Source organism: Sphingomonas sp. dw_22, assembly GCF_018449795.1.
Taxonomy (GTDB): Bacteria; Pseudomonadota; Alphaproteobacteria; order Sphingomonadales; family Sphingomonadaceae; genus Sphingomonas.
The window spans coordinates 87,188-99,277 of sequence record NZ_JAAVVE010000003.1 but is presented as its reverse complement, the minus strand read 5'-3'; the positions used below and the strand labels follow the sequence as shown (position 1 = coordinate 99,277).

10 protein-coding genes are annotated in these 12,090 nt (G+C 64.1%); 8 read left to right on the top strand and 2 right to left on the bottom strand.

Annotated features, from left to right (window positions below):
- Positions 1 to 353 precede the first annotated feature (353 nt).
- From HB724_RS02295 to HB724_RS02260, 8 genes are all read left to right on the top strand, one after another.
- The gene (locus HB724_RS02295; RefSeq protein WP_213979280.1) at positions 354 to 1,634 is read left to right on the top strand and encodes a hypothetical protein; all 1,281 of its coding nucleotides are present in this window, start codon (positions 354 to 356) and stop codon (positions 1,632 to 1,634) included.
- Positions 1,631 to 2,872 (top strand): capsular biosynthesis protein, encoded by a 1,242-nt coding sequence (locus tag HB724_RS02290; protein WP_256731267.1) that lies wholly within the window; start codon positions 1,631 to 1,633, stop codon positions 2,870 to 2,872. The genes HB724_RS02295 and HB724_RS02290 overlap by 4 nt, the downstream gene beginning before the upstream one ends.
- Before the next feature lie 92 nt (positions 2,873 to 2,964).
- A complete protein-coding gene (locus HB724_RS02285) occupies positions 2,965 to 4,155 on the top strand; it encodes a glycosyltransferase family 1 protein (RefSeq protein WP_346344648.1) in 1,191 nt (396 codons plus the stop codon).
- Positions 4,152 to 4,967: an ABC transporter permease gene (locus HB724_RS02280; RefSeq protein ID WP_213979279.1), complete on the top strand. Its 816-nt coding sequence runs from the start codon at positions 4,152 to 4,154 to the stop codon at positions 4,965 to 4,967. Before HB724_RS02285 ends, HB724_RS02280 begins: the two co-directional genes overlap by 4 nt.
- Before the next feature lie 5 nt (positions 4,968 to 4,972).
- Complete coding sequence (locus HB724_RS02275; protein WP_256731273.1) at positions 4,973 to 6,253, top strand: capsule biosynthesis protein; 1,281 nt, start codon at positions 4,973 to 4,975, stop codon at positions 6,251 to 6,253.
- Positions 6,254 to 6,263: 10 nt separating this feature from the next.
- A complete protein-coding gene (locus HB724_RS02270) occupies positions 6,264 to 8,741 on the top strand; it encodes a glycosyltransferase (protein ID WP_213979277.1) in 2,478 nt (825 codons plus the stop codon).
- Between the two features lie 108 nt (positions 8,742 to 8,849).
- Positions 8,850 to 9,917, top strand: coding sequence for an FkbM family methyltransferase (locus tag HB724_RS02265; RefSeq protein ID WP_213979276.1), 1,068 nt, complete (start codon positions 8,850 to 8,852; stop codon positions 9,915 to 9,917).
- Positions 9,918 to 9,993: 76 nt separating this feature from the next.
- A complete protein-coding gene (locus tag HB724_RS02260) occupies positions 9,994 to 10,707 on the top strand; it encodes a class I SAM-dependent methyltransferase (RefSeq protein WP_213979275.1) in 714 nt (237 codons plus the stop codon).
- An 85-nt stretch (positions 10,708 to 10,792) separates the two neighbouring features.
- Here the strand turns inward: HB724_RS02260 and HB724_RS02255 are convergent, their stop codons facing one another.
- A complete protein-coding gene (locus tag HB724_RS02255) occupies positions 10,793 to 11,170 on the bottom strand; it encodes a DUF5615 family PIN-like protein (RefSeq protein ID WP_213979274.1) in 378 nt (125 codons plus the stop codon).
- Positions 11,167 to 11,745, bottom strand: a complete 579-nt coding sequence (locus HB724_RS20350) for a DUF433 domain-containing protein (protein WP_256731266.1) — start codon at positions 11,743 to 11,745, stop codon at positions 11,167 to 11,169. Before HB724_RS20350 ends, HB724_RS02255 begins: the two co-directional genes overlap by 4 nt.
- Positions 11,746 to 12,090 lie beyond the last annotated feature (345 nt).

Here is a 12,090-nt window from a genome sequence, read left to right as displayed (position 1 = left end):
GGTTCGCCGGCGCTCCGAGGAGGAGGGATCCTTCAAGTGCTGGCTTTCACCGGAAGGGCAGCGGTCTTGAAGTCGTCAGTGCCATCGCGCGTCTTCGCGTCGGCGGCGCTTTCTGGAGCGACAGGCCTGCGCTCCCCTCGTTCGATACTTTGGTGCGAGCACGAACGCTGGAACAAGCGCTTGTGTGCGCCCGTGGTCTCGGCGAGCTCGGCACCACGTTATTTTGGTGGCAATCGGCGCCGCCCGCCACTGTCTTCAGCTTGGAATCGAAGCTACACGGCACCGGTTTCGTGGAGTGGCAGTGCCTGGTCGGGAAATGCGATCCTTGGCCAGTTCTAGGTCAGGCGGCTCGCGTGTTTGCGGCACCGGGGGACGAAGTCGGGTTGCTGGCGGCCGCCGCGGGAAAGCAGCTATTCGACCTCGATACCGGCACTCAGGTCGAGCCGAGCGCTGCCTTCGATCATATGGTCGCGGAAATCGATCTTTTCGACTATTTCGACCCGTATTTCGGCGCGCCTATCGGCGCGCTTGAATGGATAGAGCAGCTGGGTGCCTGGCGCGCCGCGATCGACGTCAATCGGCCCATTTCCGCTGTTGCCGGAATTTCAGCCTGGAAGCGAGAAGCGATCGCGCAATCGCTGTGGTCCGGAAAGCCCGCTCGTTTCGTGCGGGTCCAGCAAATTGCGAAGATGCCGGCCGGCAAGACAATCGCTGTCTGGCCTTCGCGCGTGCCGACTGAACTGCAGGATCGCGCGGACGACGCCGGCGCGTCACTGGCGCGCATCGAGGATGGCTTCGTCCGGTCGGTCGGCCTGGGATCGAAGCTCCACCCGCCTCGCTCGATCGTGGTCGACATGGCGGGCATCTACTATGATCCATCCCGGCCGAGCGACCTCGAACTGATCCTTTCGACGGCGAATTTCACCGACGAATTGAAGGCCCGGGCGGGACGCCTGATCCAGGTGCTCATCGCGGGCGGGATCACGAAATATGCGGCCGGAAACACGGAGGGGATCGAGCTTCCATCTGGGGTTCGGAAGGTTCTCGTGCCAGGCCAGGTCGAGGACGATCTCGCCGTGCGTCTTGGAGCCGGTGGAGTCACCGGCAACCTTGATCTTTTGCGTCGTGCCAGAGCGGCCGAACCCGACGCCTGGATCGCATATCGTCCGCATCCGGACGTCGCGGCAGGACTTCGCAAGGGACATGTCGCCGAGCGCGAGGCACTTCGGTATGCCGATGCAGTCGTTCCGCACGGATCGATGGCCGCATTGCTCGATCAAGTCGATTGCGTGCATGCTCTGACGTCGCTGGCGGGGCTGGAAGCGCTGATGCGCCGGCGCGCGGTCGTAACCCATGGTCAGCCATTCTATGCCGGATGGGGTCTCACCACCGATCTCGGACCATCAATCCCGCGGCGGAAGCGGCTCTTGAGCCTTGAGGAGCTCATCGCTGGAGCGCTCATCCTCTATCCGCGCTATCTCGACCCGGAAACGTCCCTTCCTTGCCCGCCCGAAGTGGTCGTCGAGCGACACAGCCGCGCCTCGAGCGAGCAATCATCCCTGCTCGCGCGCATGCGAACGGCACAGGGCAAGCTGGCACTGGTTGGACGCAAGCTTGCAGGGGTGTCGGCATGATGCCCGCGCGCAGCTTCCTCTTTCTTCAGGGTCCGCCCGGTCCATTCTTCCGGGAGCTGGCAGCCCGCCTGACAGCGCTGGGGAATCAGTGTTCCCGCGTCAACTTCAACGGCGGCGACTGGCTCGATTGGCGAGGACCGGCCGACAATTTCGCAGGGACGATCGGCGAATGGCCAGGCGATCTGGCAGCGCTCCTGGACCGGGAAGCCGTGACCGACATCGTTCTTTTCGGAGACTGCAGGCCGCTGCACGCCGCCGCGGTGGAGATCGCGAAGCGACGCGCAGTGACGGTGCATGTGTTCGAGGAGGGGTATATCCGCCCGGACTGGATTACGCTCGAACGCGGCGGCGTCAACGGCCATTCGAGCCTGCCGCGTGATCCGCAGGAATATCTGCACCTCGCGAAGGGGCTGCCGCCGGTCCCAGCGTATCAGCCGATCCCGGTCAGCTTTCGTCAACGCGCGATCGAGGCGCTGCTCTACTTCGCGGCCGGCTGCCTTCTGCGGCCACGCTTTCGCGGCTATCGCTCGCACCGGCCCTACCGCGCCTCGACGGAATTCGCCGGATGGGCGCTTCGCTTCGCGACGCGGCCGATCGGGCGTCTGCGAGCCAGGCTGAGCGGCCGCCGAATTGGTAGATCCCGCTATTTCGTGGTCCCGCTGCAGCTCGATTCCGACCACCAGATCAGAACCCACTCGCCCTTCTCCGGCATGACGGAAGCGATCGAGCAGATTCTATGCTCCTTCGCGCGGCACGCGCCGGCCGATACGCTCCTGGTGATCAAGGAACATCCGCTCGACAATGGGCTGAAGGGCTGGCGCGGGATCGTTCGAAGGATTGCGCTGGCAAATGGCGTCGCGGACCGCGTGCTCTTCCTCGAGCACGGCCATATCGATGCCCTGGTGGCCAGGGCCGCGGGCGTAGTGACGGTGAACAGCACCACGGGCACGCTCGCGCTTTCCGCCGGCACGCCCGTGGCCGTGCTCGGCGCGGCCGTCTATGATCTTCCGGGTGTCACCCACCAGGGTATTCTCGATACGTTCTGGGCATCGCCGGGCAAACCGCAGCTCGAAATCTATGATGCCTTTCGGCGCGTGCTGGTTGCCCGATGCCTGCTCCGCGGCGGCTTCAGCAACGCCAATGCCAGAGCGCACCTGCTTCCCGCAGCTGTCGCCAGATTGTGCCGGGTCGCGGAGACGAGTTCCACGGCGAGCGCGTCAGCAAGGGTGAGCGCATGATGTTTCTTCCCAGGACCGTGGATGAGGGTCGCCCCTACCAATTCTCGAGCGGAGGTGCTGCCCCGCGGCGACCGGAGCGGGCGCCAGAAGTCGTGCTCGATCTGTCGCGGCTCTTGTCGCGAGCCCTTCATCCCTCGCCTACCGGCATTGATCGGGTCGAGATGGCCTATGCGCGGGCTCTCGCTCGCATGATCCCGGGCCGCCTTCACTATGCCGCTGTGCATCCCACAGGCATTTACGGGCGCCTCCCCCTGCCCCATGTGGAGGCGTTCCTCGACAGGACCGAGGAGCGCTGGGAGATCTTCGGCGACGCGGAGCCCATAGGGCGCAGCCGGCTCACGGCCCTGTCGCATTGCTGGTCGCTGCGGCCGCGCCCCGTGCCCCCGACCAATGCAGCGCGCGTCGTTCTGCAGGTCTCGCCGCATCACCTCCAGCACCCGGCGGTGGTTGCGGGCAAGCTTCGGCGGGAACGGGCGCAGTTCGTCTGCATGGTGCACGACATCATCCCGATCTCGCACCCGGAATATGCCCGGCCCAACGGACCCGAGCGGCACTCGCGGCGTCTGCGAACGATCGAGAACTATGCTGACGGCATTTTGACCAACTCCCACGCTACGCTGGAATCGTTGCTTGGGAGGGCTGACATGGAATTTCGGCCTCGGCCTGCGCGCGTGGCGCATTTCGGCGTCGACGCCCGGCTGTCGCAGCCGCCATCTCAGGGGTGGCCGGACGGCAATTATTTCGTCTGCCTGTCCACGATCGAGCCGCGCAAGAACCATCTGCTGCTTCTGCACATCTGGCGTTCGATGGTGGATGCGCTCGGCACCGTTGGAACCCCCGTGCTCTATCTGGTGGGTCGCCGGGGCTGGGAAAACGAGAACATCGTCGACCTGCTCGAGCGCTGCCCTGGGCTGCAGGGATGTGTTCGCGAACTTCCTCGCCTCCCCGACAATCGGCTTCGCCAGCTGCTCGCGGGTGCCCGGGCGCTGTTGATGCCGTCCTTTGCCGAGGGGTTCGGGATGCCTGTTGCCGAAGCACTGGCGGCGGGCGTCCCTGTCATCGCGAGCGATATTCCGGCGCACCGGGAAGCCGGTGGAACCGTCCCCGATTATTTCGACCCGATCGATGCCGTCGGGTGGCGACAAGCCATCCTCGACTATTGCGCGCCGGCGAGTAGGCGGCGTGCCGCACAGAAGATGCGACTGGCGGGATGGCGACCGAAAACCTGGGAGGCGCACGTGCAGAGCGCGCTGTCGTTCGTCGAGGAGGTCGCGGCCGGATGATCGACGCCTTCCAGATGCGCGGCGGTCTCTCGCGCACCCTCGAAGCGCTTGACTCGCAGCGCCACGTCATCGGTGCGCTGATATTGCGCGAGTTGCAGACCCGCTATGGGCGCGACAATATCGGCTATCTGTGGATGTTGGTCGAACCGCTGACGCTGGCGACCGCCGTGGCGGCGCTCCATTTCGGCAATCCGGGCTCGACCCATGGCAACGACATCCGCATCATTCCCTTCACCTTGACCGGCTATTGCACGTTCATGATCTTCCGTTCGATCGTCTCGCGTTCCGAGGCGACGCTGGAAAGCAACAAGCAGCTGCTCTTCCATCGCATGGTGACGATCTTCGACATGTTGGTCGCGCGCGCAGTCCTCGAGATGCTTTCCACGGTCGGTGCGTTCGTCTTCCTCATGCTGCTGGCCAATCTCGCGGGCGTTGCGGATGCGCCGGCGCGCCCGCTGCGCTTGATGGCTGGGATCGTGCTCCTGACCTGGTTCTCCTTCGCCTTGTCGATGGCAATCGCCACGGGCGTCTATTTCAGCAAGGCGACCGCCAAGCTGGTCCATCCGGCGACCTATATCGCGATGCCGATTTCGGGTGCCTTCTTCATCCTGGCCTGGATCCCGCAGCCCTATCGGTCGTGGCTGGGCTGGTCGCCGATGAATCAGATCTTCGAGATGATCCATAGCGGCGTCTTCGAGAGCTACGACAGTCCCTATTTCAATCCGATCTACATCATCGGCTGGTGCATGGCGCTCACCACCGCCGGATTGCTCCTCCTTCGCGTGCTGCGCCGCCACGTGCATCTGAGTTGATCGCCATGCGCACAAAACCCGCACGCCCTTCGAACGAGCCACCGCACGAGGTTGTCGCCGACGACGCCCTCGGCGCACCCGAAATCGGCCTCAAGCCGCGACTGCTGATGCGACAAAGTCCCGCCGAGGCATTCGCGCCGGGCGGCTTTCCGCCACAGGATGAGGAGATCGAGACCGACGAGGAAGTAGCGCCGAAATATCGGGGATGGCGTCGGCTGCTCCATCCATTCGTGCTGCTCGTCTGCTTGCCGACATTGGTTGCGACGGCTTTCGAATACGGGATCGCGGCGGATCAGTATGAATCGTCTGCCCAGTTCATTGTTCGCACCCCGCAGCCAGCGTCTCCCGCGAATGGCCTGGGACAGATGCTCGGGCTGGCGCAGGGACCGGTGACCGCGGATGCGCATAGCGTCGATGCCTATCTGCTCTCCCATGACGCGGTGCGTGCTCTCGGCAGCCAGAGGCTGACCGACATATTCCGCCGGCCCGAGGCGGATGTCGCATCGCGTCTGTGGGATGCCGCGCCGGCGCCGGAAACGCTGCACAAATTCTATGGCACGATGGTGCATTTGACGACGGCGACCGAGACCGGGATCAGCTCTCTGAGCGTCCGAGCCTTCCGTCCGGACGATGCCAAGCGTCTTGCAGACGATCTGCTTCGCCTCGGCGAAGCGCGCGTCAACAAGCTGAACCGGCGCATGTTCGACGATGGGCTCGCCGCCTCCGCGCGGCAGCTGCGTGAAGCCGAGGCCGGCATCAACCAGATTCAGGCGAAGCTGACCGGGTTTCGTCAGGCGGCGCGGGACGCCGACCCGGAGAAGTCGAGCACGGCGCAGATCCAGCTTGCCGCGTCCCTCCAGGAGCAGGCGGCGCGCGCGCGGGCGCAGTTTCAGGCGATGGCCGCCGGCCTGCCGCCGACGGCGCCGCAATATCGTCTCATGTCCCGTCAGGTTGCATCGCTCGATGGCCAGGTTGCGGCGGCAAAGGCCCGCCTGGCTGGCTCGGCGCGCTCGGTCGCGGCCGGGCTGGGGAATTACGAGGAACTGCAAATGCGCCAGCAACTCGCCGCCAAGCGCTTCGAGGCGGCGCAGGCAAGCTATCAGTCCGCGCGCGAGCAGCTCCTCAAGCAACAGCTTTTCATCGTACCGGTCGTCGAGCCGAACATGCCGGTGAAGGCGCTCTTTCCAAAACGCCTGACGATCATCGCCACGGTCTTCTTCGGTCTCCTCTTTGCCTATGCGATCGGCTGGCTGATTCTGTCCGGCCTTCGCGAGCACGCGGATTGATTGGCGCGCCATGTTCATCGACAAGCTCAAATATCGCAAATCCGCCGGGGTTCCGGTCTCCGGCAAGGTTCATACGATCCTCAGGGCGGCGAACGATGCGCGCGGTCGCGGCGACCATGCGGCTGCGGTCTCGCTCTTTCGTGAAGCGCTCGGGCGAGATCCGTCGCTCGCGCACGTCTGGATTCAGTATGGCCATATGCTGCGTAAGATTGGCGATTACCGCACCGCGGAGGATGCGTATCGCGAGGCTTTGCGAATGAAGCCGGACAGTGATCCGTACCTGCATCTCGGGCACCTTTACAAGGAGACGGGACAGATCGGGAGTGCCGCGCGGAGTTATATCGCGGCGGTGCGGGCGAACCCGAGCAATGGAGACGCCCTGGCAGAGCTTCACATGCTGATGGCGCGAAACATCGAAATCACGCCCGAGGACATCATGGCAATCACGAATTTTGGAGCCGACGCCGCTTTGGGCGAGCAAGACCCCGTTTCGAGCGCGACGACGCGGGCGCGTTCTGCCCTCGACAGCCTGGCAACGGCGCTTCGACGCGAGGGTACGGGCGATCAGCTCGAACTCCTCGAGACCACCGAAGCGCTTCTGGAGAAGCTCCATCCCGACGCCGGGCAGAGCAATGAGACCGGCGGTATCGGCAGCGGCCCTGCGATCCTGTTCGACGTTTCCGACCTGATTTCATATTTCAACGGTGCTCGGCTGCCCACGGGTATCCAGCGGGTACAGATCGAAGTGATCCGCAGCGCCCTGCGTAACGGTCATCAGCCGCTGCGGATCTGCGCTTTTCTCGACCATCGCGACGAGTGGGTCGAGATCGCGCCCGCACTGTTCCTGCTGCTGTGCCGGCTGAGTCTGGCGAGCGGCGAGCTGAACGCGCCGGAATGGGTGTCCGCGCTCACGAAACTGCGGCTGACGATGGCAATGTCCGAGCCCCTCGCCTTCCCGCGCGGCGCCTTCCTCGTCAACCTGGGCACGTCATGGTGGCTCCAGAACTATTTCCTGTACGTCCGGCAGGCGAAGGCCAAGTTCGGCATCCACTATGTTCCCTTCGTCCACGACGTGATCCCGGTGATGGCAAGCGAGCACTGCACGAAGGAGCTGACCCGCGACTTCATCAGCTGGGCAATGGGCGCCTTCGAGCACGCCGACTATTTCTTCGTGAACTCCGAAGCGACCAAGCGCGACCTGCTCAAGGTGGCGGCGACCCTCGGCCATGAGGTCGCGGAAGAGAAGGTCGTCGTGGTCCGGCTCGATGCCGATTTTCGGAAACCGGTCAGCACGCCGCTTGGGCGTACCGAGCTTGCGAAATGGGGAATCGGCCGATCGGATTTCGTGCTGTTCATCTCCACGGTTGAATCCCGCAAGAACCATATCGGGGCATTCGATGCCTGGATCAGTCTGCTGCGCGAGCATGGCGCGCGGCGCGTGCCGAAGCTGGTGTGCGTCGGCAACAAGGGATGGCTCAACGATGCCGTCTATGCGCGGCTCGCGGCGCATGACGGGCTTCGCGAGCGGGTCGTCATGCTCTCCGGACTGTCGGACGCGGAACTGGACCTGCTCTACCGGAGCTGTCTCTTTACGCTCTATCCGAGCAACTACGAGGGCTGGGGCCTGCCGGTCACCGAATCGCTTTGCTACGGAAAGGTGCCGCTCGTCTCGGACGCCTCCTCCCTGCCGGAGGCGGGCGGCGTGTTCGCGCATTATTTCGAGGCCGGCTCGACGCCGCGCATGACCGCCGCACTCGAGCAGCTCATCTTCGAACCGGCCATCAGGGCAGAGCGGGAAGCCAAGATCGCGGAGGATTTCTCGCCCCGAGCCTGGGACGAGATCGCGACGCAGCTATCCGCGTCGATGCGGCTCTGGGCGGAAGACACCCAGGTCGCGGGGGACCAAGCCTATCGCGTCCCCGTCGCGACGCTCGGCGCCTATCACCCCATCGTTCGCAATTTCGCGACACGGATCTGGCCCGGCATGCGGTCGGGGGAGATCTTTCGCGCCGGTGGAGGCTGGTGGGGTCCAGACGACTGGGGATGCTGGACGAAGGCGCAGGGCGGAACGCTGGAGATCGGGCTACCAGACGATCTGAATGAAGGCATTCGCCTTTATGTCCAGCTCCACGGGCTCCCTACCGCGGATTGCCCGTGGACTGCCAATCTACCCGGGGCCCAATCGCAAGGCGGTGTGCTTCCCCGCGGCGCGTTCAAGTGGACATCGTTCGAGCTCGATACTGTTCCTGCCGACCGCGTCTTGCGCCTCCTTGTGGAAGGGACCGCGACGGTCGATCTGCGCACGGTCACCGAGGGGCTGGACCCCCGAGTGGTTTCGGTCGGCGTGGTGGGCTTCTACCTTTGCCGAGCGAACGATTCAGGGGCGCGTTCGTCCTTCCTCGAGGCGGTGGCCCTTTCGAACCTCGACAATCTTGCGTTCAACCGGGAGCGTGCCGGCGAACCGGCCATCGCAGCCGTGTCATCGTGAAGGCTCATCATCGCAAATTGAGGCACTGCCCGGGTGAAGCTGGACCTCGCTTGTCCGCTCGTCGGCCCGGCCGGGAAAATGGAGTCTAGGACGATGTCAGAATTTCCAATGGAGATCTGGCGCGAGGCGGTCTCGGAGATCATCGCCAACGACAATGCCAGGATGGTCGAGCTGGAAGCCATGTGGCGGGCGAATGAAGCCGATAGCAACGAGATCAACGCGGACTTGCCCGCGACGCTCGCCGATCTCTGGAACTGCTATCGCCTTCTGCTCAATCGCATTCCCGATCCGATCGGCGCGCCGCATCATCTCGAATGCGTCCGGGACGGCATCAGCGTCCACAATCTCGTTAAGCATTTTCTCTTTTCCCAGGAGCACCTCACCCGATATCGGCAACCGGTGCAGCAACCGGACGGGCCGACCAGAACGCAGGTCAACGGCCTCGACCTCTACTTGCCCGCGCCGCAAACGAGCGTCGAGCGCACCGTGCGGGAGACCGGGCGGCACAAACCGCACTTGGCCGGGGCGATCGCCAGCGTCCTCAAGCAGGGCATGTACGTCGTCGATATCGGAGCCGGCGCTGGTGCATTCGCGGTCCACGCGGCACGCAAGGTTGGGCCGATCGGGCGGGTGGTCGCGCTCGAGCCACACCCCGAAAAGATGCGCGCGCTCCTGGCCAACGTCACGGCTCATGCGCTCGACACCGTCGATGTCCTGCCGTTCGCGGCAGCGGACGGCGACGGCTTTATCGCGCTGGTAACGAGCGACGGGGTCGCTTCGGCCCGCGATGCCAGCTTCGATGACCTCACGAACGGAGATGCGCCGATCGTCTATGCCCGAACCCTCGATTCGATCATTCCGACCGATCAGCGAGTCGATTTCATCGTGATCGCACTGGATGGCTTCGACTATCGGGCGCTGGCGGGTGCGAGGGACATCCTGACCCGATGGCGGCCGCATCTCATCGCCGAATATGCGCCGGACTTGCTCCGGGAATATTCGGGCGTCGACCCCGCGGACTATCTGCGCCTCCTGTCACAGGCAGGATATTGCCGCTTCACCGCGATTTCTCCCGAAAAAGGCGCGATCGATCTTGGAAGCGACGTCGGGGCCCTGGCCGCGCTGCCGGATAGGCTCGAGACCGACAGGATCGACTTTTACGCCTGGTCGGCCTGATGTCCGCCGCGCGCGCCTCCCTTCTCATCGCGTCGCCCTTCCAAAGCAGCGCCAAGTTTTCAAAGGCAGAAGAACAATGAGGGACACGGATTCCGACTGGGCGGAGATTGCGAACAGCGAGCCCTATTTTGGGGTCATAACGGATCACGCCTATCTGCGGGGCAACTTAACCGATGAGGCGCTGGAGCGCTTCTGGGCGAGCGGACGTCAGGACGTGCAATGGCAGGTCGACCTGCTCAAGGCCCACTATGGGGACTTCAAGCCCAGCGTGGCCCTGGACTTCGGCTGCGGCGTCGGCCGGCTCACCAGGGTGATGGCGACGATGGCAGAGTCGGTCTATGGTATCGACGTCGCTCCCGCGATGCTCGAGATCGCGCGGCAGCAGGCGCCAGCGAATGTGACCTACACCGACCAGCTTCCCGTGGTCGAACTTGACTGGATCAACTCGCTCATTGTCTTCCAGCATATTCCGCCGAGCCGCGGCGCGCGGATTATTTCGGAGCTGGTGGGCAAGCTCAGGAGCGGCGGCGCAATCACGCTCCACATCACGACGGGGCGGGACGTCGGCGCGTGCCGCCCCCAGGACGATGGGACCGAGGTGGTGCGCTGGAACGGCGAGGACTATCGTCCACTGATCTCGACGCCGCCATCCGGCGGGATGACCATGTATGATTACGACCTCGGCCAGGTCATGATCATCCTGAATCGGGCGGGGATCCACCGCTTGACCGCGCAGTACACCAACCATTCTGGCCATCATGGCGTGATCCTGATCGGCAGGAAGGGATGATCAGAACTGCTTGGTTCGGATAGGTATCTGGCGCCCGAATTCAATCGAGGTGGTCCGGGCCACCGCTTCGGTTTCGCCAGCCTGGCTATTCGGGAAGCGGCAAGAGCGTAAACACGCCCCCTGCGCTGACTTCCAGGACGTGATTGACCATCACGTCGGAAGGCTCGCCGACCGCGGTCAGATGGGCGATGGCATCGGCCAAGAGCTGAAGCGACAGATCGCGCGAGACACTCGGCAGCACGATCAGGCCGGGATGCAGTTCCTCGCGCGCCACCAGCTTGCGGAAGTCGACCGCGTTCTCTGTCACGATCACTCGGTCTTCGGCGACACAGAGCGCCAGAACGACGTGATCCGGCTCACCAAGACGGTTTCTGTCTCGCGGATGCACGGCATCATGCTCACCCGTCTCGTTGAGGTTACGCGCGAGTTGCGGCGACAGACATTCGTCGATGAACAGTTTCAAGCGGCTTTCGCCCAGGGCCTCCCGCCTGGGCGACCAACGATGGGATGCGTGCGGGCATAGAGCGCCGCCGTTTCCACCGCTTCGCGCGTCAGGTGCGGGTTATCCTCCAATATATCGTCGATGCTATCGCCGCCGTCCAAGCGACCCAGAACCGAATAGACCGTCATGCGCGTTCCGCGCAGCGCTGGCGTCCCGCCCATGATTTCGGGATCAATCACAATATGATCCTCGCGCGCCCGGCCGTAGCGTGCGGCGCGCTCGGCAAGATCGCGCCCGACCAAGGCGGACACGTCAACCATCACGGCGGGCGCGATTTCCAGCGGATCGGTCATCCGGTCGGGCTCGCGCTCGCCGAGCGTGCGAGCAAGATCGCGCTTGGCGGCCAGCGTGAGGGTCACCGGCAGCCGTGCCACGATCGCGGCATAGGGTACAGCATGAAGCGGCAACATGCGTCGCCGTCCCCGCGTGCTCGCGCGGATGCCTGCCAGCACCTTTTCCTCGATCGCCTTATCCACCGCGCGGACGGGGACATTTGCCAGTTCGGCAACTTCGCGTGCGGAAAATCCGTTGGGCATGGTAATTACTCCCTCACCAGGGAATATATAACAAGCTCATCCGGATTCAAGGCGCTACAACCTTCCTCCTCTCGTTCTTGCGATGGGCCTCGGCTTCGAACACTCGCTTGCCACGCGACCAGCCGGCGGGCTGATCCACGCAGGATTATAATCTAGGCCAGCTCATGATCATCATGAGTTGGTCGGGCGCGGCTGGCGCGCGGGGACTCCGCTCACATGAGCGCTGCGATCCCTTTTCGCTTCACGACAGCAGGCGGAGGGCCGGGCCATCGGGCCACTTCCGTCAGCCGCTCGGCCGCAATCTCAATGTCCAATTCGCGATGGGTCAGCTCCAGACACCGGACG

Bases quoted from the DNA above. Each gene is read 5' to 3' on its own strand.
- HB724_RS02290 (WP_256731267.1), top strand. From the start codon at position 1,631: ATGATGCCCGCGCGCAGCTTCCTCTTTCTTCAGGGTCCGCCCGGTCCA.
- HB724_RS02280 (WP_213979279.1), top strand. From the start codon at position 4,152: ATGATCGACGCCTTCCAGATGCGCGGCGGTCTCTCGCGCACCCTCGAA.
- HB724_RS02275 (WP_256731273.1), top strand. From the start codon at position 4,973: ATGCGCACAAAACCCGCACGCCCTTCGAACGAGCCACCGCACGAGGTT.
- HB724_RS02270 (WP_213979277.1), top strand. From the start codon at position 6,264: ATGTTCATCGACAAGCTCAAATATCGCAAATCCGCCGGGGTTCCGGTC.
- HB724_RS02265 (WP_213979276.1), top strand. From the start codon at position 8,850: ATGGAGATCTGGCGCGAGGCGGTCTCGGAGATCATCGCCAACGACAAT.
- HB724_RS02260 (WP_213979275.1), top strand. From the start codon at position 9,994: ATGAGGGACACGGATTCCGACTGGGCGGAGATTGCGAACAGCGAGCCC.
- HB724_RS20350 (WP_256731266.1), bottom strand. From the start codon at position 11,745: ATGCCCAACGGATTTTCCGCACGCGAAGTTGCCGAACTGGCAAATGTC.